At 70.2% G+C, this 19,444-nt stretch carries 22 protein-coding genes; 10 read left to right on the forward strand and 12 right to left on the reverse strand.

Features of this window, described 5'->3' with window-relative positions:
* Nucleotides 1-438 (reverse strand): hypothetical protein, encoded by a 438-nt coding sequence (locus tag ABGA98_RS35875; RefSeq protein WP_347622889.1) that lies wholly within the window; start codon nt 436-438, stop codon nt 1-3.
* Nucleotides 439-515: 77 nt separating this feature from the next.
* On the opposite strand from ABGA98_RS35875, the gene ABGA98_RS35880 reads away from it, so the two are divergent.
* From ABGA98_RS35880 to ABGA98_RS35890, 3 genes are all read left to right on the forward strand, one after another.
* A complete protein-coding gene (locus ABGA98_RS35880) occupies nt 516-1,052 on the forward strand; it encodes an MFS transporter (protein ID WP_347622890.1) in 537 nt (178 codons plus the stop codon).
* A 92-nt stretch (nt 1,053-1,144) separates the two neighbouring features.
* Nucleotides 1,145-1,663 carry a copper chaperone PCu(A)C gene (locus ABGA98_RS35885; RefSeq protein ID WP_347622891.1) on the forward strand — a complete coding sequence of 173 codons (519 nt, stop codon included), beginning with the start codon at nt 1,145-1,147 and terminating at the stop codon, nt 1,661-1,663.
* Nucleotides 1,660-2,790 (forward strand): Dyp-type peroxidase, encoded by a 1,131-nt coding sequence (locus tag ABGA98_RS35890; protein WP_347622892.1) that lies wholly within the window; start codon nt 1,660-1,662, stop codon nt 2,788-2,790. The genes ABGA98_RS35885 and ABGA98_RS35890 overlap by 4 nt, the downstream gene beginning before the upstream one ends.
* Before the next feature lie 3 nt (nt 2,791-2,793).
* On the opposite strand, the gene ABGA98_RS35895 is transcribed toward ABGA98_RS35890, so the two are convergent.
* Nucleotides 2,794-4,122 carry an aminotransferase class I/II-fold pyridoxal phosphate-dependent enzyme gene (locus ABGA98_RS35895; protein ID WP_347622893.1) on the reverse strand — a complete coding sequence of 443 codons (1,329 nt, stop codon included), beginning with the start codon at nt 4,120-4,122 and terminating at the stop codon, nt 2,794-2,796.
* A 34-nt stretch (nt 4,123-4,156) separates the two neighbouring features.
* Between ABGA98_RS35895 and ABGA98_RS35900 the strand changes: the two genes are divergently transcribed.
* Nucleotides 4,157-4,783, forward strand: a complete 627-nt coding sequence (locus tag ABGA98_RS35900; protein ID WP_347622894.1) for an FMN-binding negative transcriptional regulator — start codon at nt 4,157-4,159, stop codon at nt 4,781-4,783.
* A gap of 46 nt (nt 4,784-4,829) precedes the next feature.
* The gene (locus ABGA98_RS35905; protein WP_347622895.1) at nt 4,830-5,285 is read left to right on the forward strand and encodes a transcriptional regulator; all 456 of its coding nucleotides are present in this window, start codon (nt 4,830-4,832) and stop codon (nt 5,283-5,285) included.
* Nucleotides 5,286-5,576: 291 nt separating this feature from the next.
* Here the strand turns inward: ABGA98_RS35905 and ABGA98_RS35910 are convergent, their stop codons facing one another.
* From ABGA98_RS35910 to ABGA98_RS35925, 4 genes are all read right to left on the reverse strand, one after another.
* Entirely contained in the window at nt 5,577-5,807 is a 231-nt protein-coding gene (locus tag ABGA98_RS35910; RefSeq protein ID WP_347622896.1) for a hypothetical protein, read from the reverse strand.
* Nucleotides 5,808-6,513: 706 nt separating this feature from the next.
* Nucleotides 6,514-7,185, reverse strand: a complete 672-nt coding sequence (locus ABGA98_RS35915) for a class I SAM-dependent methyltransferase (RefSeq protein WP_347622897.1) — start codon at nt 7,183-7,185, stop codon at nt 6,514-6,516.
* A 69-nt stretch (nt 7,186-7,254) separates the two neighbouring features.
* The gene (locus ABGA98_RS35920) at nt 7,255-7,938 is read right to left on the reverse strand and encodes a response regulator transcription factor (RefSeq protein ID WP_347622898.1); all 684 of its coding nucleotides are present in this window, start codon (nt 7,936-7,938) and stop codon (nt 7,255-7,257) included.
* Nucleotides 7,935-9,119, reverse strand: coding sequence for a histidine kinase (locus ABGA98_RS35925; protein WP_347622899.1), 1,185 nt, complete (start codon nt 9,117-9,119; stop codon nt 7,935-7,937). Before ABGA98_RS35925 ends, ABGA98_RS35920 begins: the two co-directional genes overlap by 4 nt.
* 726 nt (nt 9,120-9,845) lie before the next feature.
* Between ABGA98_RS35925 and ABGA98_RS35930 the strand changes: the two genes are divergently transcribed.
* Complete coding sequence (locus ABGA98_RS35930; RefSeq protein ID WP_347622900.1) at nt 9,846-11,687, forward strand: serine hydrolase domain-containing protein; 1,842 nt, start codon at nt 9,846-9,848, stop codon at nt 11,685-11,687.
* Nucleotides 11,688-11,741: 54 nt separating this feature from the next.
* Here the strand turns inward: ABGA98_RS35930 and ABGA98_RS35935 are convergent, their stop codons facing one another.
* From ABGA98_RS35935 to ABGA98_RS35945, 3 genes are all read right to left on the reverse strand, one after another.
* Entirely contained in the window at nt 11,742-12,554 is an 813-nt protein-coding gene (locus ABGA98_RS35935; protein WP_347622901.1) for a hypothetical protein, read from the reverse strand.
* Nucleotides 12,545-12,847, reverse strand: a complete 303-nt coding sequence (locus tag ABGA98_RS35940) for a hypothetical protein (RefSeq protein ID WP_347622902.1) — start codon at nt 12,845-12,847, stop codon at nt 12,545-12,547. The genes ABGA98_RS35935 and ABGA98_RS35940 overlap by 10 nt, the downstream gene beginning before the upstream one ends.
* 459 nt (nt 12,848-13,306) lie before the next feature.
* Entirely contained in the window at nt 13,307-13,780 is a 474-nt protein-coding gene (locus ABGA98_RS35945; protein WP_347622903.1) for a MarR family transcriptional regulator, read from the reverse strand.
* A gap of 103 nt (nt 13,781-13,883) precedes the next feature.
* On the opposite strand from ABGA98_RS35945, the gene ABGA98_RS35950 reads away from it, so the two are divergent.
* The 4 genes from ABGA98_RS35950 (at nt 13,884) to ABGA98_RS35965 (ending at nt 15,651) form a co-directional block, all read left to right on the forward strand.
* Complete coding sequence (locus ABGA98_RS35950; protein ID WP_347622904.1) at nt 13,884-14,450, forward strand: YceI family protein; 567 nt, start codon at nt 13,884-13,886, stop codon at nt 14,448-14,450.
* A 235-nt stretch (nt 14,451-14,685) separates the two neighbouring features.
* Nucleotides 14,686-14,865, forward strand: a complete 180-nt coding sequence (locus ABGA98_RS35955) for a hypothetical protein (RefSeq protein WP_347623135.1) — start codon at nt 14,686-14,688, stop codon at nt 14,863-14,865.
* A 210-nt stretch (nt 14,866-15,075) separates the two neighbouring features.
* Nucleotides 15,076-15,381 (forward strand): hypothetical protein, encoded by a 306-nt coding sequence (locus ABGA98_RS35960; RefSeq protein ID WP_347622905.1) that lies wholly within the window; start codon nt 15,076-15,078, stop codon nt 15,379-15,381.
* A 21-nt stretch (nt 15,382-15,402) separates the two neighbouring features.
* Nucleotides 15,403-15,651, forward strand: coding sequence for a hypothetical protein (locus ABGA98_RS35965; RefSeq protein WP_347622906.1), 249 nt, complete (start codon nt 15,403-15,405; stop codon nt 15,649-15,651).
* 374 nt (nt 15,652-16,025) lie between these two features.
* Here ABGA98_RS35965 and ABGA98_RS35970 read toward each other — a convergent pair whose 3' ends face one another.
* From ABGA98_RS35970 to ABGA98_RS35980, 3 genes are all read right to left on the reverse strand, one after another.
* A complete protein-coding gene (locus tag ABGA98_RS35970; protein ID WP_347622907.1) occupies nt 16,026-17,393 on the reverse strand; it encodes an amidohydrolase family protein in 1,368 nt (455 codons plus the stop codon).
* Nucleotides 17,394-17,672: 279 nt separating this feature from the next.
* Complete coding sequence (locus ABGA98_RS35975; RefSeq protein WP_347622908.1) at nt 17,673-18,296, reverse strand: NAD(P)H-dependent oxidoreductase; 624 nt, start codon at nt 18,294-18,296, stop codon at nt 17,673-17,675.
* Nucleotides 18,293-19,396, reverse strand: a complete 1,104-nt coding sequence (locus ABGA98_RS35980; RefSeq protein ID WP_347622909.1) for an LLM class flavin-dependent oxidoreductase — start codon at nt 19,394-19,396, stop codon at nt 18,293-18,295. The genes ABGA98_RS35975 and ABGA98_RS35980 overlap by 4 nt, the downstream gene beginning before the upstream one ends.
* Nucleotides 19,397-19,444 lie beyond the last annotated feature (48 nt).

The raw sequence follows: 19,444 nt of genomic DNA on the forward strand, positions 1-19,444 counted from the left end.
CTAAGGGCCGCGTGTGTGTTCGATACGCCGGTTCGCCTGACGGCGAATCGGCTGCCCCTGTCCTGCTCCGCAGGGGTCCGATTCCTCCCCCGCCTGAAGGCGGGGGTTTCCACGGAGGTATCTGATGCACGCGAGCCCGTCGCGCGTCGGCCGGAGCAGGCCGCCGGGGTCCTCGGTCATGGTGCCTTCGCGCAGGTGGTCGTCGAGTTCGCGGAGCGCGGCGTCGCCGTAGCGGTAGAGCGTGACCAGCTGTGGCCGGGTGAGCGGGCGCAGGGGGAGGGTGAAGCGCAGGTCGACCAGCAGGCCGGGGGTCACGCCCGACGACTCGGCCAGGTCGGTGACCGATCGGAGTGCCGCGGCGTGCAGGTTGACGTGGGCCGCGTCGATGATCGGGGCGATCGCCGCCGCATATTCCGACAGGTCATGAAATTTCGGCATCAGGTGGATTATGCCGGTATGTAGGGAGATCGAGGAGTGCCGAGCGGACCGGCCGGGCCCCATGGAATGCTGAGCGTATGGCCACGCCGCTCCGCCTCGCCCGCACCACGGTGTTCGCCGTGGTCTGCCTGGGCCTGGGCGTGGCGGCTCACGTGCTCGGCGGCGCCAGCGTGCCGGCTCCGGCCATGGCGGGCGGGCTGGCGGTGGCGTTCGTGGCCGCGTACGCGCTGGCCGGGCGCGAGCGCTCGATCACGGTGATCCTGCCGCTGCTGGCCGCGCTGCAGGTCGTCATGCACGTGCTGTTCTCGATGTCGCACGCGGCCACGCCGCACCAGATGGCCGGCCACCTCCACTCCGGGCTGGTCCCCGACCTCGGCATGCTGGTCGCCCACGGGTGGGCGGTCGCGATGACCGCGCTGTGGCTGGCCCGCGGCGAGGCCGCGCTCTGGTCGCTGCTGCGACGCCTGGTCGTGCGGCTGCTGGTCATCTGGCTGCCGCTGCTCACGACTCCTTTCTCCACACCCCTGTGGACGGCGGAGCCGCGCGAGCTCCGCCCGGCCGTGCTGCGCCACGTGGTCAGCAGGAGGGGTCCACCGCGGGTTGTCGCCGCCTGACCTCCGGGTCGCGGCAGGACGGTTCCTTCCCATAGACAACCCCACGCCCGGCAGGGCCTGCTTCGGCATGCCGGGCGGAGAAAGGCCATGCCATGTTCTCTCGTCATGCCCTCGTGCTCGCCGCCGCCGTGGTGGCGCTGGCCGGCTGCGGCGGCTCGACCACCGCGTCCGCTCCCGCCGCCACCACCGCCACGACGGCGGCCGCGGCCGCGCCCGCCGGGCTCTCCATCACCGACCCCTGGGTGAAGACCGTCAAGAAGGGGATGACCGCGGCCTTCGGGACGCTGGTCAACAACGGCGACACCGACGTCACCATCGTGTCCGGCACGTCGCCGCTGTCGCCTGTCATCGAGCTGCACGAGGTCGTCGAGTCCGGCGGCAAGATGGTCATGCGGCCGAAGGAGGGCGGGTTCGTGGTGCCCGCGCGCGGCACGCACCAGCTCCAGCCCGGCGGCGACCACATCATGCTGATGGGCGTCTCGGAAGAGGTGAAGCCCGGGGCGAAGGTGCCGTTCACGCTCCAGGTGAAGGGCGGGCAGCCGCTCGAGTTCAGCGCCGTCGGCAAGGACTTCGCCGGCGGCGAGGAGGACTACCAGCCGGGGCACGAATGATCAGCCGCAGAGGGCTGCTGGCCGGGGGCGCCGCCACCGCGGCCGGCGCCTTCACGCGCCGCGAGACCCCGCCGCCGACCCATTCCGAGCGGACGAGGGTCGAGCCGTTCCACGGCCCGCACCAGGCGGGCGTGGCGACGGCGCCGCAGGTCCACGCCGTGTTCCTCGGGTTCGACCTGCGCAAGGGCATCCGCAAGGAGGGCGTCGTCCGGCTGCTCCAGCTGCTCACCGACGACGCCGCCCGCCTCACGCAGGGCCGGCCCGCCCTGGCCGACACCGAACCGGAGCTGGCCGCCGCCCCCGCCGGGCTGACGATCACCTTCGGGTTCGGGGAGGGGCTGTTCGACAGAGCCGGGGTGGACTCGCCCGTCCGCCCGCTGCCCGCGTTCGAGACGGACAAGCTGGACAAGCGGTGGAACGGCGGCGACCTGCTCGTCCAGGTGTGCGCCGACGACGGCCTGACCGTCGCGCACGCCGTACGGATGATCGTGAAGGACGCGCGGTCGTTCACCCGCGTGCGCTGGACCCAGCGCGGGTTCCGTGGCGGGGCCGGAGGGGAGACGCAGCGCAACCTGATGGGCCAGGTCGACGGCACCGTGAACCCCACCGACCTGGACAGGGCCGTCTGGATCGGTCAGGGCCCTGCCGGGATGCGCGGCGGCACCACGATGGTGTTGCGCAGGATGCGCATGCACCTGGAGACGTGGGACGCCGTCGACCGCGTGGCCAGGGAGTTCACCATCGGCCGGCGGCTCGACACCGGCGCCCCGCTGACGGGCGGGGCCGAGCGCGACGAACCCGACTTCGACCGGAAGAACCACCTGGGGTTCCCGGTGATCTCGGAGTACGCCCACATCAGGCGGGCCCACGTGGCGGATCCGGCGCAGCGCATCCTGCGCCGGCCCTACAACTATGACGAGGGTCTGACCGAGGACGGCGAGTCGGACTCCGGGCTGCTGTTCGCCTCCTACCAGGCGGACATCGAGCGGCAGTTCGTGCCGATCCAGCGGCGGCTGGCCGAGGGTGACCTGCTCAACGAGTGGGTCACCGCGATCGGCTCGGCCGTCTTCGCCATCCCGCCGGGGTGCGCCCCCGGCGGGTGGATCGGGGAGGGGCTGCTGGGGTAGCCGCTAGCCGTACCGGCCGGTCGAGGCGGGACGCAGGGCGGCGGCGAGGTCGTCGGCGAGCCCGACGATCTCGTCCTGCCCGAGCGTGGCCGTGGTGAGGCGCAGCGCCGGCGGCGTGGCCACCCGGTTGCGGGCCCCGGGGGCGGCCGCCCAGCCGCGGGCCAGCAGCCGGGTGATCGCCGTGGACTCGTCGGCGACGGGAACCCACACGTTGAGCCCGGTGCGGCCGTGCGCGGTGATGCCGCGCACGGCCAGCGCCTCCACCAGGCCGTCCCGGCGCCGCGCGTACGCCGCGGCCACCGCCTGGGTGTCGACCGCCTCCGTACGCCAGAGGTGGGCGACGGCGCGCTGCAGCAGGTGGCTGACCCAGCCGGTCGCGAGCCGCTGGCGCCCGCGCAGCCGGTCGAGCGTGGTCGGGTCACCGGTGACCAGGGCGAGGCGGAGGTCGGGGCCGAGGGACTTGGCGGTCGAGCGGACGAGGATCCACCGCCGCGTGACGCCGGCCAGCGGGTGCAGCGGCAGGTCAACGAAGCCCGAGCCGTGGTCGTCCTCGACGAGGAGCACGTCCGGGTGCGCGGCCAGCAGCTCGCGCAGGCCGGCGGCGCGGGCGGCGGAGACGGCGGCGCCGGTCGGGTTCTGCGCGCGGGCCGTGACCACCACGGCGCGGGCCCCCGCCCGCAGGGCCCGGCCGAGCTCGTCCGGCAGCGGCCCGTCGTCGTCGAGCCGCATCGGCACGATACGCAGCCCCATGGCGGTGACCAGGTCGAGCAGGGACGTCCAGCCGGGGTCCTCGACGGCGACCGCGTCACCGGGGCGCAGGTGGACGGCGAGCACCCGTTCGACGGCGTCGAGGGTGCCCGACGTGATCGCCAGCGGCGCGGGGGACAGGCCGTCCGCTCGCAGGCGGGCCCCGGCCAGGGCGAGCAGTTCCTCGTCGTCGCCCGTCCCGTACAGCGCGGGCCGTTCCTCGTGCGCGCGGGCCGCGGCGGCGAGGGCCTCGTGCAGGGCCGGCAGCAGCGCGGGGTCGGGGTTGCCCTGGGACAGGTCGCGCACGCCCGGAGGCACCTCGATGCGGATCTCCTCACGGAACGTGCTGGCCGGGCGCGGCCTGACCCGCGTGCCACGCCGCCCGGCCGTCTCGACGACCCCGCGCTCGCGCAGCAGCCGGTACGCCGCCGCCGCCGTGCCGGGGCTGACCCCGGCCGACGCGGCCGCCTCGCGCACCGGCGGCAACATGCGGCCGGGCGGCAGCCGCCCTTCGGACACGGCGGCCTCGACCCCCGCCGCTATCTCGCTGGCCGACCCACCGGCAATCGTGTACGTTTCTAGCACAAATCCGATTATGTACTAATACAAAGAGGTTCGGGTGCTGATTCATCCGTGGGACGCGGCCCGCGACAAAGAAGAGTGGATGACCTGGCTCCGCACACGGGATTTCGGCCAGCTCGCCGCGAACGGCGTGAAAGGCGGCCCGCCGATCCTGGTGCCCACGCATTTCCTGTTCGACGGCGGCAAGGAGGTCGTGCTCCACCTGGCCAGGCCCAACCCGATCTGGCCGGCGATCGAGGCCTGCCCGACGGTGGTGGTGAGCGTGCACGACGACTACGCCTACATCCCCACCGGCTGGCGTGCCGACTCGCCCGAGACCGGCGTGCCGACCAGCTACTACGCGTCGGTGCAGCTCACCTGCGTGGCAGAGATCGTGGACGGCGAGGAGGGCAAGATGGAGATCCTGCGCCGCCAGCTCGCCCACCACCAGCCGGACGGCGACCACGGCGAGACGCGCGCGGGCGCGGGGCCGTACCACCGGATGTTGTCGGCCATTCGAGGGCTGCGGCTGGAGGTGGTGGGGGTGCGGGCCAAGTTCAAGTTCGACGACCACCGGCCGGTGGAGCAGCGCGAGCGCATCGCCGCCGAACTCGCCGCACGCGACCTGCCGCACGACGCGGGCGCCAGGGAGCAGCAGCTCAGGCGGATGAGCAGGGCGGTATGAGACAGCGGAAAGTACCGATATGACTGCTTAACGTTACAATGTTCACATGAGCGAGCAGGATGGTCCCGGCCGTGAGCGGGTCCTCGCCTGGGTCGAGCGGGTGGCGGCGTTCGTCTCCGAGGAGTGGGGACTCGCCCCCATCAGCGGCCGGATCCTGGGCTGGCTCATGGTGTGCGACCCGCCGGAGCAGACCGCGTCCGACATCGCCGGGACCATCGGGGCCAGCCGCGCGTCCCTGACGACCAACCTGCACCTGCTGACGTCCCACAAGCTCATCCGCCGCTTCCGCAAGACCGGGGAGCGCAACGTCTACTACGCGATCGAGGACGACGCCTGGGCCAAGATCGTCCGGCAGAAGCTGGCCGTGTTCGCCGCGTTCGACGAGCTGGCCGCGGAAGGCCTGCGGCTGGGCTGGCGCGACCTGGCCCGGACGGCGCGCATCCGTGCCGCCCGGAAATCCATCGCCGAGGCGCTCCACCAGGTCGAGGCGGGGACCGAGTGAACAACGCTGTGGATAACCGACCCTCCCTGTGGATAACACCGTCACCGCGGGAGCCTTGACCCGGCCCGGCGGCGACAGTGCCGCGGCACGGCCTGCGGCCTCCACGTCGCCGGAGAACCCGTCGCCCGATCCGCCGCACACACCCTTTGACCTTGCATCATCACGTAATGCGATGATTCGTCACGCTCCGAGTCGGGCGTGTAACAACCTGATATCGCCTCATCCGAATGGGCTGACAAGGGCTCTGTCCACCGTGCGCCGCGTTGTCCACAGCCCTGTGGACAACGCGCGTCACCAGGTCCAGTAGTTGCGCCCTTCCGAGTTCCAGCTCTTCGGGAAATACTGCTGGATCTTGAACGCATGCCGAGCCCGCGGGCGATGTGCTGGTCGCGCTCCACCTTCCTGGCGATCGGCTTGCCCGGCCTGAGCCGGCCATGCCATCGCGGCCAGCACGGTGACGGTCGCGGTTCCGGCGACGAGAAGCGGCTTCGCGCCCCTTTCATAGATCTTCGCGGCCCGCACGCTACCGACCCTGGTGGATCGATCCACCACGCACGAAAATCGTCGAACCATAGGGCGGGGTACGCGGTGTCCGCCGCGCTCACATGCCGGCGCGCCCCTGGTACGGCACGTTGCCCCCGAGCGGGATCACCTTGACGGACGCGCCCGGGCAGGCGGGGCGGCCGGCGTGCAGCCTCCTGGGATCGGCGCGGCCGGACGGACAGGAAGGTGTTCCCGCCGGCCTGGATGCGCCAGATGCCCAGGTGGGGAGCCGGTCGACGCCCGTACGCCAGCGCGTGACGAGCCGCGGCCGCGGTGGCTTGAACCGGGCGCGCGGAGGCCCGTGATCACGTCCGGGGAAGGGGAGAGGCGCCAGAACCCCGCCGCCGGCGCACCTGCCGCCCGCCGGTTTCCCGGCGTGCCGCTTGAAGGCCGAGCGCCGAGGCGGGCACGTGTCGTCCCGCCCGTCACCGTGGTCGACGTGGACGGAGTCTCCGTGGACGACCGACGCGGCGTGCACCGGCTGCCACGGCATCGGCCCCATGCCCACGCAAAGGGCGACCCCGATCAGAAGGGTCGACCACCGCTTCCGTCCAGGCCGCTCGATCCTTCGTGAGCCAGAGACCACACGTGAACGCTACATCGCCATATGTCATTAACCGACTACTTAGAGGTGATATCTCCGTCTATGGCCGGACGTTGGCGAGGTGGCCGTTGCGAGGCCCCATCACGAGGCGGCCCTGGTCAGCTGCGGGCGGGACGGGTCGGCCCGGTAGACGGAGACGGCGTAGGGCCGTGAGGAGTCCCGTTCCACCCGCTCGGCGAGCTTCGTGACCGTCGGGCTTCCCTCGATGAACCCGTGCAGCCGCTCCGCCTCCGGCCACGGGTGCACGAGGACGAGGACGCCTCCAGGAGCCAGCAGCGAGCGCAACCGCTCCGAGGCCCTGCGCAACCTGTCACCACGGCCGATGTAGTAGAGGGTCTCCGCGCAGAACACGAGGTCGTACCGGTCCTGCTCCTCGTAGCCGAGCAGGTCGGCGTGGACGAACCGGACGCGCGCGCCATCACCTCCCGCGCGCTCCCTGGCGCGTCCGAGCGCCCTCTCCGACACGTCGAGCCCCGTGATCGCGGCATCCGGCCAGGCCTGCGCCAGCATCTGCGTGAAGACGCCCTCGGCGCACCCCACCTCCAGGATGCGGGCGAACGTCCCCTCGGGCAGCTGGTCGAGCGTGGCCCGGTATTTACGGCGCTCGTACGAGTCCGTGGCGAGCGACCAGGGATCGGGCCGGCGATGCCACCAGTCGAAATACCGGTGCAGCACCCTCCCCTGAGCCCGCGGGCCGAGGAGGGAGACGGTCCGGAAAAGGGTGCGATGCAGCAGCTCGGGGATTCGGGACACGGGATACGACACCAGACCTTTCGCGGCAGATGATCGTGTCCCGAACCTACGAGCGCGACCGCGGGCCTGTCATGGCGCTGCAGGGGGATCGTGGGATCTAGCTCCGCCGTAGGGGGTGACCAGCCCGGTCTGGAACGCGTACACCGCCGCCTGGGTGCGGTCGCGCACCCCGATCTTCGTCAGGATGTTGCTGACGTGGCTCTTCACGGTCTGCTCCGCGATGACGAGACTGTCGGCGATCTCGGTGTTGGACAGACCGTGCGCGATGAGCGTGAGGATCTCGCTCTCGCGCGGGGTCAGCGGGCCCTGGGCCTCCCCGGTGAACGGCCGTGGCGGGCCCAGCCGGGCGAAGGCGCTGATCAACCGGCGGGTGACGGACGGCGCCAGCATGGCGTCCCCGTTCGCGACGATGCGTACGGCCTCGCTCAGCTCCCGCGCCGTGGCCTTCTTCAGCAGGAAGCCGCTGGCGCCGGCGCGCAGCGCCTCGTAGACGTACTCGTCGAGGTCGAAGGTGGTGAGCATCAGCACCTTGGTCCGCCCGGCGAGGCGGCGGGTGGCCTCCAGGCCGTCGGTCCCCGGCATGCGCACGTCCATCAGCACGACGTCGGGCGCCAGCGCGGCGGCCTTGACCAGCACGTCGTCACCGTCGACGGCCTCGCCCACCACCTCGATGTCGGGCTGGGCGTTGAGCAGCACGACGAACGCCTCGCGGACCATCGACTGGTCGTCGGCGATCAGCACCCGGATGGTCACCTGGCCTCCGTCCCGCCGAGCGGCAACCGTACCGTCACCTCGTAGCCTCCGTCCGGCCGCGCCCCCGCCCGCAGGTCTCCGGCCAGCATGGCCACGCGCTCGCGCATGCCGAGCAGGCCGTGCCCGGGACGAGCGGAGGAGGGAGGCGGGTGGGGTGGCGGGTCGTTCTCGACGCGGATGTGAAGATCGCCAGGTTCGTACGCCACCTCGACGCCGACCCGTGCGCCCGGAGCGTGCTGGAGCGCGTTGCTCAGCGCCTCCTGCACGATCCGGTACGCCGACAACTCCACCCCCGGAGGGAGCGGCCTGCGTTCGCCGTCGACGCGCATGGTCACCGGCGTGCCGGCCGCCCGCAGCCGGCCCACCAGCTCCCCCAGCCGGTCAAGGGTCGGCTGCGGGCTCGCCTCGTCCGTTCCGTTCCTGAGCAGGTCGAGAATGCGGTGGAGCTCGGTGAGCGCCTCCACCGCGCTCGACCGGATCGTGGCGAAGCTCCTCGCCAGCTCCGGGGGAGGGTCGGGCACCCGGTAGGGGGCCGCCTCGGCCTGCACCGCGACGACCGACATGTGGTGGGCCACCACGTCGTGCAGCTCCCGCGCGATCCTGGCGCGCTCTTCCAGGAGAGCGGAGCGGGTCTGCTCCGCCAGCGCCTTCTGGTCCGCCAGGGCCACCCGGCGCAACGCCTCCCGATGCCCGCCGAGCGCTCCCACGGTGATCAGCACCATGCCCGACAACAACGACATGTCCATCAGGCTCACCAGCGTCTGCTCGCCCGGCAGCCCCGCCCACAGGACGACCCCGGCCGCCAGCGTGCCGAGCCACATCTCGGCCAGCAGCACGCGCCGGGCCCCGAACCCCACCAGGCCCAGCACGGACACATGCGCGACCAGCACGGGCGCGGGCCACACCATCCCGTCCAGCTGGGCATGAGACGTCACGGCCGCCGCCACGGCCGCGACCAGCGACAACCACCACGCCGCCCTGGGCCGGAAGCGGGACACCACCAGCGCGATCGCCGTCGCCAGCCCCAGCGTGCCGGCCGTCACGTTGCGTACGCCGTAGTCGTCGAGCAGGGTGTGCCAGACGATCGCGGCCAGCACCACCCCGAGAGCGCCCACGAGCGGCAGGGTCACCGCCGAGCGGAGCGGCAGAGCGAGCCCCACGCCTTCCGCATCGAACGCCAAGACCCACCGCGCACCATGTCTCACCCGGTCACTCACCCGATCTCCCTGCCTCGCGCGTCAGCCCCTCTCCGATCAGTCTGTGTCAAGCGCGTACGTCGTGCCGGATGAAAATCAACCGGCCACGGGGAATCCATTAGTGAATGCACTGACTATGCAGATGACAATTCACCTGCGAAGTTTGTCAATGGACCGCGCATGGGCAAGGATAGTGCAGGGAAACCATCCAACGAAGGGGCCGCAATGAAACGACGCCCGGTCATGGTGAAGGTGGAAGAGACCCAGCTGCGGGTCGGTGCGGTGACGGCGTCCAACTCCACGGGAAACTGAGGCACACGGCGTTTCACTGCGAAAACACGGAAACTCGACGGGAGCGCAGGCTGTTCCCCTGCAGCGCCGCACGGCGACGAAATTCATCCCCACTTTTGCCGTTGTGGAGACCGGGACAGCCTGCCTCCTTTCCGGTGTTCGGCGACCCCACAGCCCGCGTGAGCACGTCGCCCGGAGGCTCGTGGAGGGTTGCCATGGCATAACCGACGGCCTCTCTCCCCTTGCCAGGGCCGGGCTGGCAGCGCGGCATCGTCCCGCGTGGCGGGCCGGCCTGAACGGTGGGCGTCGTCATGAGGAAGATCGTGTCCCATCCGGCGGCGCGGGCGCGAGATTTCCGCCTACCGCCCCCTCATGCCAGCATTCCCGAGGATAAGCGTTGACCTTGAGGAGTGACCCCAGATGGACAGGAGACGTTTTCTCGCGCTGGCCGGAGCCGCGGGCGCCGCCGTCGGAGGGCTCGCGGAGCCCGCGCTGGCGGCCGGCTACCCGTCGTTCAACCGGCGGATCCCCGAAGAGGCGCACGCCAAGATGAAGGAGCTGGCCCCCTACCGCATCACCTCATTCGCCTTCACCCCCTCCAACGGCTGGGTCATGGTCACCGCCGACGGCCGTTACTTCGCCCGCGGCATCCCTGACGGCTGCTTCACCGAGCTGAAGAAGCTGGTCACCGCGGGCTTGCGCATCCATTGCGTGGCCTTCCCGCCCGAGGGCGGCGACCGGTGGGTGATCACCACGGACAAGGGGGTGTCGGCGCGGAACATCCCGGAGGAGTGCCACCAGCGCATCACCGCGTACTACGCCGCGGGACAGCAGGTGGAGCACGTCGCCTTCCCGCCGTCAGGCGGCAACCGGTGGGTGGTGGTGGCCGCCAGGGGCACCTTCGCCCGGGGCATCGACGACGAGTGTTACCAGATGATGCGCAACCTGGAGCAGGGCGGCCGCCGCGTCACCCGGGTCGCGTTCCCGTACACCGGAGGATGGCTGGTCGTCGCGCAGGACGAGTTCCACGGTCGTGACATCGACGGCGAGTGCCGCACCGAGCTGAACGACATGATCGCCGCCGGCTGGGAGGTGCACAACGTGGCCTTCTCGCCGGCGAACAACGGCTGGTCGCTGTGCTCGCGCGGCACGCTGCCCGCCCTGCCGGCCGACCCGGTGCGCAAGGTGGAGAACGCGGTGGGCGGCGCCGACATCTGGCGGCGCATGAGCGCGCACAAGACCCCCGGCGTGGCCGTCGCGGTGGTCACCGGCAACCGCATCGCCTGGTCCACCGGCTACGGCCGGCTGGAGGCGGGCGGCGCGGCGGCCGTCCATCCCGAGAGCGCCTTCCAGGCCGCCTCGATCAGCAAGGCCGTCGCCGCGGTCGGCGTACTGCGCCTCATGCAGACGCTCGGCAGGCCGCTGACCGACGACATCCGCCCCTACCTCGGCTGGACGCTGCCACGCCGCGACTGCGTCACCCTCAAGGCGACGCCGACGATCGAGCGCGTGCTCACCCACCGCGCCGGCATCGCGGGGCGCGGCTCCACCTACCCGCTCGACGCCTGCTCCGGCTTCTCCTCCGGGGGCGGCGGTTTCCCCGGGTACGGCCCGGAGGCCACCGTGCCGTCCTTACTGCAGGTCATGAACGGCCAGGGCAACACCCCCAAGATCGAGCTCACCACCGATCCCGGCACCGAATACCACTACTCCGGAGCCGGCTTCGTCCTGCTGCAGCGGATGATCGAGGAAGAGACCGGGCAGTCCCTGACGCAGTACATGGACCAGCAGGTGTTCACCCCGCTCGGCATGAGGACCAGCTCGTACGCGCTGGAGCCGGGCTTCGAGCGGGCCGCGGGCCACACCACCGCGGGCGCGGTCATTCCCGGCAAGCGCAACCGCTACCCCGAGTCCGCCGCCGCCGGCCTCTACACCACCGTGCAGGACCTGTGCCGGCTCGTGTGCTACCTCAACAAGGCCTGGACCGCCTCCGGCGACGTGACCGGCCCGCTCAACCGGGCGTCCGTACGCAGCCTGCTCAGCCCGGGCCCGCAGAGCGGCATGGGCCGCGGCCTGTTCATCTCCGGCGTCGGGACCAAGAACTTCGCCTACACCCATGACGGCTCCAACCGCGGCTTCAAGTCCGTGGTCAAGGGCTATCCGGAGCTGGGGGCGGGCTACGCGATCCTCGCCAACGGCGACGACCTGGGCCTGGTGAACGAGATCGCCGCCGCCGTCAGATCCGTCTACGGGTGGTCCTGACCGAGACGGACGGCAGCCGGCGCGCGCGGCTCCACCATCGCCCGAAGGCTCGCGTCACGACGGGTTGAAGCCGGTCCCGACGCAGTTGGGACACTTACGGCCGTCCTTGTAGGGGTCGTCACCCGAGCCATCGCAGTAGTCGCAGCGCTGCCCGGCCTTGCCGGGCTTGTCGTGCGCCTCGTCGCTGTTCCGCTTCGGCAGCCAGGAGAAGCCTCCGTCTCCGCTCTTCTTCCCCATGTTCACCTGCATGGGTTCCGGCGGGTGGGGGACACCCGCGTACGCGGGGCGTGGCATGGCGTTAGCCCGCCTGGCTCCGTACGCGCCGCGGATGCGCTGCCCGGCGGTGCGCAGCAGATCGATGGCGCGACGCACCAGCGGGACGACCTTGTCGCGCAGCCGCTGCCCGAGCTCGCCGACGACCCGGGCGACCGCGGCCCGCGCGGTCAGCACGCCGCCCAGACCGGCCAGCCGCCCGCCGGGCCCGGCCAGGTTCGCGACGAGCAACTGGCGCGAGAGCCAGGCCAGCCGGGCCAGAACCGCGGTCTTCGCCGCCCGGATCGCCATCGCGGCGAACCCGAGCGCCGCTGCGGTCCAGGCCGCTGCCCGCAGCACGTCACCGGTGCCGCCTTCGCCCGTCATGGTGTTCCAGTGGCCGGTGAAGGCCTCGCCTGCCGCGCCTTCGTCTGCGGCGGCGAAGGTGGCCGCGGACTCGTGCAGGTCGCGCGAGCCGGGCTCGACCTCCCGTACGAACTCCGCAAGGACACCGCCGAGCCGGTCGAGCCGGTCCTCGTCCCAGAGGAAGAGCTCGCCCGGCAGGCCGGCCAGGGCGGCCGCCTCCGCGTACGCGGGCGGGAGCGTCAGAGCCATCTGGACGCCTCGCCGGCGCGGTCGTCGGCTGAGCGCACCTCCGCCACGGACTCCACCATGCCGCCGGCCGTGGATGCGAAGGCCTGCGCGGTGCGGCCGGAGACCTCCACCAGCAGGTCGGTGAACTCGGCGGCGGCGATCGCCAGCTCGGAGCCCTCGCCGCCCACCGGACCGACAGAGGCCAGCCCGTCATGCAGCCGTGTCACCGCCGTGGCATGGCGCGCCGCCCCCTGACCCGCGGCCTTCGCCGCGACCCCGGCCGCGTTCGCGTCGACGGACATGCGGTCCGGCATAACACCTCCTACGCCTCTCCTGAACCAGACAGCCTGACACGAGGCGAACGGCGGGCGGGCTCCTTTCGAGGATCGTCCAAGCGTCCTACCGCGAGGCGGCAAGGGCCTTTCCCTTGATCCTTGACAAGTTTGAATTTGAACATACAAGAACGTCCGAAGCAGAGACACCAGGGAGGCAGCCGTGCGAACGATCAGGAGATCCGCCTCCGGAGTTATCCACAAGGCCGCTGGGGCGGCCTGCGGCCGTCCCCGACCGGGTGATCTGGGTGTTCGCCCGGGTCACGCCCCTGCCGCAGCCCACCGCCCGCCTCCGCCTGCTCGGGCGCGGCGAGCACGTCGGCCAGGACGACCGTACTCGCCCGAGCTCCGGATCGGCGGGATCGCGGGCGGCTCGTGTGCTCAGTGGTTGAGCCCATGGCCACTCAGACGCGCGGGATCTCGGAGGAGTTGTGGATTCGTTCATCCGGCCGACCGGGCGACGCGTGATCGCAGTCGGTGGAAGATCTCGCCGAGCTGGGTCACCTCGTCGGCGGTGAGCGCGTCGAAGACCAGGTGTCGTACGGCGCGTACGTGCGCGGGCGCGGCGCGTTCGATGGTCGCCCGTCCTGTCTCGGTGATGCGGACGAAGGCGCCGCGGCCGTCCTCGGGGCAGCCCTGCCGGGACACCAGGTCCCGCTTCTCCATCCGGGCGACGTGGTGGGAGACCCGGCTGCGTTCCCACTGCAATTCCGTGGCCAGGTCGGAGATCCGGCTACGTCCGTCCGCGGAGTCGGTCAGCACGACGAGCACCTGGTAGTCGGGGTTGGACAAGCCGGAGTCGGTCTGCATGTCGCGGTTGAGCGTCGCCAGCAGTTCGGCGTTGAGGTGCATCCATTCGCGCCACATGTGCTGCTCGTCGTCGTTCAGCCACGGAATGTCGTTCGTCACAGCCACAGGGGACAGCGTAGCAGGGAAGGTGACACATCATGTATGGTCCATATCATCTATGTGATGCGTCACGTATGTTGTGGCGTGGCCTGATGTGAGGAGTACCGACGTGAGCAGCACCCCGACGACGACCGCCCTGACCGACCTCTCCGGCGTCTACGTCCTCGACCTCGACCACACGCGGATCGGGTTCGTGGCCCGGCACGCGCTGGTGACCAAGGTGCGCGGCCAGTTCAACGAGTTCGAGGGCAGCGTGTGCATCAACGCGGCCGAGCCCAGCCAGTCCACCGCGGACGTCACCATCCAGGTTGCGAGTATCGACACGCGCAACAAGCAGCGTGACGACCACCTGCGCAGCAGTGACTTCCTGGCGATGGACCAGTTCCCGGAGATCACCTTTTTGTCCACCGGAGTCCGCCTCGCAGGTGAGCAGACGGTGGAGCTGACCGGCGACCTGACCATCAAGGGGGTCACCAACTCCATCACCGTGCCGTTCGAGTACCAGGGCGGAGTCCTCGACCCCTTCGGCAACCGCCGCATCGGCTTCGAAGGCTCCGCGGTCATCAACCGCAGGGACTTCGACATCACGTTCAACGCGGCCCTGGAGACCGGTGGCGCCCTGGTCAGCGACAAGATCACGCTGGAGTTCGAGCTCGCCGCCATTCAGCCGGCCTGACAGGTCGAGGCGAAATCACGCCTCTCGGCGAGGCCGCATCCAGCCGACTCGATCACCGAGCCGGACACCCGGGAGGCCATCCGCGCCTTCCGGGTGGCGCCCATCTCCGCCGACGCGATCGCGGCCGCCGTCGCCTACGCCGTCGAGCAACCACCCGACGTAGACGCCAACGAAGTCGTCATCCGCCCGACCAGACAGCGACAGCGCACAGAACCACGTGAGGAACTGACAGATCATGGCAACCGCACTCGGACTTGGCCTGCCTCAGAACCGCCAGTACGCCGGCAAGAACGTGCCCGACGTGGCTCGCACCGCCGAGCAGATCGGATACCAGAGCCTGTGGGCCTACGAACGCAGGCTTCGGCTCGGGCTGGTCGCTCGACGAGTACGCAGCCGCGGGCGTCCGGCCCTATGAAGAGCGCGGCAAGGCGTTGGACGAGGTGATCAACGTCTGCCGGGCGGTGTGGGGCCCCGACCCGGTGACGTACGACGGCGAGACCACCCGGATCGCGTCCGCCGTGATCGGTCCCAAGCCCGCCCGGCCGGTCCCGATCCTGCTGGCCGGCGGCACAAGCAGGCCCAGCGCCGCCTCGTCGACCACGCCGACGGCTGGCTCCCGCTGGCCATGGGTGTCGAGCAGACCGCTGCCCAGTGGCGCGACCTGCGGGAATTGGCGGCTGAGCGCGGACGCACCAGGCCGATCCAGACGGTGCTGCGGGCGAATGCCGACTACACGCCTAAGCCGTACGAGGGCCCCGACCGTGCCCTGTTCCAGGGCAACACCGAGCAGATCGTCGAAGACCTGGCCGCGCACGCCGGGATCGGCTTCGAGGAGATCCTCATCGACCTTCAGGTGGGTCCGCGCGACGCCCAGGAGTTCAAGGACGTCGCCGCCGAGGTGTACGAGAAGGCGCGAGCAGCCGGGATCTGAAGGCGATCGAGGAGTACGTGCGTGCGCTGCTACTCCATGCCCGGCGGCATCCGCGCGATCGAGCGGGGGGAGACCTGGCTCGCCCGCCTGGGCGCCACGGCCGTCGGCACGCTCACCCTTGACTGGTCGAGTCCTCTCTGGACGGACATCGGGGGGACCGCCGGATACGTTCACCGCATGGCCGTCCGTCAACAGGCGGTGGGCCTTGGGGCGCTCCTGCCCGACTTGGCGGCAGACGTCGCATGGCACAACCACCAGCGCTTTCTGTGACTCAACTACGTCGCATCCAACGGCAGGCTCCGCAGCTATGACGAGGCGCGAGGTTTCGTCCACCGAGGCGAAGTTCTCGTGGGTGGCACTGCTGGCCAGGGTCACGACGATGGCCCCGTACCTGCGTCAGCCGTTTCGAACTGGCACTCCAACACCAGTTGGCCGATCTTCGGGCGTTTCAGGCGTCTCCTGCCAGATGGAAAGTGATCCATCGATCGGTGTAGCCGGAGCCGGCCTTGTCGCCCAACGCGGTACTCCGGTTTATGTGTACTCCGGCTACTCCGAGACGCGTCAGTGGAGGTACTGGCTGTCACTCCACGGTGCCCACCGGGATCGTCCAGGACGACGCCGGGGCGGAGATCACGTGCTCAAGCTCAGCTGTACGCGAACAGGTCCTGCCTGAAGCCCCTCGCCTTGAACAGATGGTCACGCGAAGCTTCGAGCTCCCGCCGCAGCCGGCCGAGATCCACGTCGAGCAGGCGCCCCCGCCACTTGCGGACCTTGCCGGCGACGATCACGGTCTCGACGTTGGTACGGTCCATCAGCGACACGATTGCTCCCGGCACACTGTTGAGCGGGGCCACGTTGAGCGCGGTCGCGTCGAGAAGGAGGATGTCGGCCTGCTTGCCCGGCGTGAGCGAGCCGGTCCTGCCGTCGAGCCCCAGGTGCCTGGCGCCGTTGATGGTCGCGTAACGCAGCACGTCGCGGACGGTGAGGAGTTCGGGCGTGCCTTCGGCCGGCTTCGGCCAGTTGTTGGGCGGCACGGGGTCGCCCTGGTCCAGGACCAGCTGGTTGACGAGCATGCGCTGCATGGTCATCGCCGAGCGCATCAGCGTGAACGCGTCCGCGGCCATCGTCGTCTCGACGTCGGAGCTCAGCGAAGGCTCCATGCCGAGCTCCTGCATCTTGAGAATCGGCGGGGTGCCGTGCCGCATGACCATCTCGATGGGGAAGGCGATCGAAACCTGCGCACCGGAGTCCCTGAACACCTTCCAGGTCTCGTCGGACATGCCGGTCATGTGGATGAAGAGGTTGTCCGGCCCCAGCTCGACCCCTCCGGTGCCCTGGGCGATGGCGTCGAGTGTCGGCCGCATCCCCCACGCGCCGACCGAGTGCGCGGCGATCCTCAGGCCCAGTTCGCGGGCGATCCGCCAGGATCGGGTGTACACCTCCTGGCCGAGGTGGACCTCGCCGCCCATGATCATGGTCACCAGCTGGTCGTCCGAGGAGAACCACTGTTCCCTGATGCGGCGGGCGTCCTCTGGGTACTCGGCTCCCACACGGCCGTCGCCCTCGAAATAGCCGAACGCGGTCCGCCGTCCCGTGTCCATCAGCGCCTTGACCGCCGCGTCGGAGTGTTCCGGGGAATGGTGGATCTGCGACACGTCGAGCGTCAAGGTGACGCCCGCGTCAAGCTGCGAGAGTCCCGCGAACAGTTCGTTGATGTACACATCCTGCGGCCGGTAGGCCCGCGCGAACCCGTACAGGACGTGATCGGTGTAGTTCGGGTTCGCGCTTGGCGAGCCTGATTCATCGTCTTGGAGCAGGCCATTGGCGAGAAACGCACGCTCTGCCGTCTCGAACATATGGTGGTGCGTGTCGACGAAGCCCGGCATGACAATGCGCCCGCGCGCGTCGATCACGTCCGCGCCGGAAGCGGGGATGCCGGGTTTCACCTCGACGATCTTCGTGCCCTCGACCAGGACGTCGGCGACCTCGAAGTTGCCCACTTTCGGGTCCATCGACAGCACCGCCCCGCCCCGGATCAACGTCGAAACCCTCCATGGTCCTGCCGTTGGCGGAGAGGTGGTGGCGCAGGGCGCCGAAGACCAGTTCAAGCCGGTCCTCGGTGTAGATGCGGTTGCCGATCCAGCCGTCGCCCACCCGTGCCGCCCGGCGCAGGCCGAATCGCTGTCGCCGCCCACGTATATGTGGATTTATCGGGTGGGCGCAGGGAGATGGACAGCGGGGGAAGGGGCCAGGCGTTGCCGTGTGGCGAGAGGGCGTCCGTCGGCGTGTGGTCAGCCCCTGGTCTGTGAGGTGCTGAGCAGGTCGAGCACGTCGGTGATCGCCATCTCGATGCGTCCGTAGACGCGGGGGTTGAGCAGGGTGGTGCCGTCGAAGTCGCCCGACGAAGCGAAGACGGCTACCGGGACGGTCATCGCCTGGAAGAATCCGAACAGGGGTCGCAGTGCGTGTTCCAGGACGAGTGCGTGGTGGTCGCCGCCGCCGGTGGCGGCCAGGAAGACCAGCTTGTTCGCGAGCGCGTACTGGTCGATCAGGTCGAAGAAGTGCTTGAACAGGCCGGTGTACGAACCGCGGAACACCGGGGTGGCCGCGATCAGCAGGTCGGCCTCCTCGGCCTGGCGGAGTACGGCCTCGACCTCGGGTGCAATCTGCTCTCGTTCGACGGCTCCGGTGAACGCGGGGCCGAGCCGGTAGACGTCGATCCGGGTCTGGTGGACCGCGACGCCCGTGGGGGCGAGCGTGCTGCTCAGGCTTTGGAGGACGACGTCGACCAGGCCCATGGTCTTGGACTTCTCGCTTGGGCTGCCGTTGACGACCACGACCCGCAGCGTGCGGTCAGGTGTGCCGTCGGCGGGGGTGGCGTTGACGATGACGGGTGCGTCGGGTAGGGCGGTCACGCCACCTTCTCCTTTCTTGCGGCGACCTCGCGGCGCACCACGGGAGCCACCTCGGTGCCGAGGAGTTCGATGGCGTCGAGCACGTCCTTCTGCGGCATGCCGCCGAAGCCCATCTGGATGAGGGCGCGGTCCAGGCCGTAGATCTCGTGGTAGGCGAGCAGCTTGTCGATCGCCTCTTGCGGGCTCCCGACGACGAGGCCGGCGTTCGGAGCGGTCTGGGCGTCGAACGCGGCCCGGGGCATCCGGAACCCACTGCCGCGCTGGTGGTTGTTGTCCATCATGCCCTGGGCGAAGTACGGGTACATGATGTCGCGTGCGAGTTGGCTGGTGCGGCCGACATACCCGTGCAGGTTGATGCTGGTGCGCAGTGCAGAAGGCTCGTGCCCGGCCTGCTGGGCGGCGGCGCGGTACATATCGATCGTCTGCTCGTGGAACGTGATGGGCCCGAGCAGAAGGGCCATGGCCATGGGCAGCCCGAGGCGCCCGGTGCTGATCGCGGACGCCAGGGTGCCGCCCACGCCCACCCATATCGGCAGCTTCTCCTGGAGCGCGCGTGGGCCAATGTCGGCGTTGTCCAGCGCCGGGCGGAACCGCCCGTTCCAGGTGATGGGGTTCTGGGCGCGGATCTTGAGCAGGAGGTCGAGCTTCTCGCGGAACAGGTCGGCGTAGTCGGTCAGGTCATAGCCGAACAGCGGGAACGACTCCGTGTACGAGCCGCGGCCGGCGATGATCTCTGCCCGGCCGCCGGAGAACTGGTCGAGCGTGGCGAACTGCTCCCACACGCGGACCGGGTCCTCGGAGCTGAGTACTGTGACCGAGCTGGTCAGGCGGATCTTCTCGGTCGCCTCGGCGGCTGCGGCCAGGACCATCGGCGGGGCCGAGCCGACGAAGTCGGTGCGGTGGTGCTCCCCGACGGCGAACAGATCGAGGCCGACCTGGTCGGCGAGCCGGGCCTGCTCGATGGTCTCCCGCGCCCGCTGGTGCGGTGACGGGAGCACGCCGGTGTGCGGGTCCTCGGTGATCTCGACGAACGTCATGAAGCCGATCTCGAACGGGGACGGCTGCGCCTTGGTCGCAGCGTTGCTGGCAGTGATACTCATGTTGGTTTCCTTCTGGTGCGTCGTGGGTGCGCGAGGGCCGACTCGTCG

It is taken from the genome of Nonomuraea sp. B1E8 (assembly GCF_039871515.1).
Lineage (GTDB): Bacteria > Actinomycetota > Actinomycetes > Streptosporangiales > Streptosporangiaceae > Nonomuraea.

Excerpts from the sequence above, each read along its gene's own strand:
- ABGA98_RS35875 (WP_347622889.1), bottom strand. The coding sequence starts at position 438 with ATGCCGAAATTTCATGACCTGTCGGAATATGCGGCGGCGATCGCCCCG.
- ABGA98_RS35880 (WP_347622890.1), top strand. The coding sequence starts at position 516 with ATGGCCACGCCGCTCCGCCTCGCCCGCACCACGGTGTTCGCCGTGGTC.
- ABGA98_RS35885 (WP_347622891.1), top strand. The coding sequence starts at position 1,145 with ATGTTCTCTCGTCATGCCCTCGTGCTCGCCGCCGCCGTGGTGGCGCTG.
- ABGA98_RS35890 (WP_347622892.1), top strand. The coding sequence starts at position 1,660 with ATGATCAGCCGCAGAGGGCTGCTGGCCGGGGGCGCCGCCACCGCGGCC.
- ABGA98_RS35905 (WP_347622895.1), top strand. The coding sequence starts at position 4,830 with ATGAGCGAGCAGGATGGTCCCGGCCGTGAGCGGGTCCTCGCCTGGGTC.
- ABGA98_RS35930 (WP_347622900.1), top strand. The coding sequence starts at position 9,846 with ATGGACAGGAGACGTTTTCTCGCGCTGGCCGGAGCCGCGGGCGCCGCC.
- ABGA98_RS35935 (WP_347622901.1), bottom strand. The coding sequence starts at position 12,554 with ATGGCTCTGACGCTCCCGCCCGCGTACGCGGAGGCGGCCGCCCTGGCC.
- ABGA98_RS35940 (WP_347622902.1), bottom strand. The coding sequence starts at position 12,847 with ATGCCGGACCGCATGTCCGTCGACGCGAACGCGGCCGGGGTCGCGGCG.
- ABGA98_RS35955 (WP_347623135.1), top strand. The coding sequence starts at position 14,686 with ATGGCAACCGCACTCGGACTTGGCCTGCCTCAGAACCGCCAGTACGCC.
- ABGA98_RS35960 (WP_347622905.1), top strand. The coding sequence starts at position 15,076 with ATGGGTGTCGAGCAGACCGCTGCCCAGTGGCGCGACCTGCGGGAATTG.
- ABGA98_RS35970 (WP_347622907.1), bottom strand. The coding sequence starts at position 17,393 with ATGGACCCGAAAGTGGGCAACTTCGAGGTCGCCGACGTCCTGGTCGAG.
- ABGA98_RS35980 (WP_347622909.1), bottom strand. The coding sequence starts at position 19,396 with ATGAGTATCACTGCCAGCAACGCTGCGACCAAGGCGCAGCCGTCCCCG.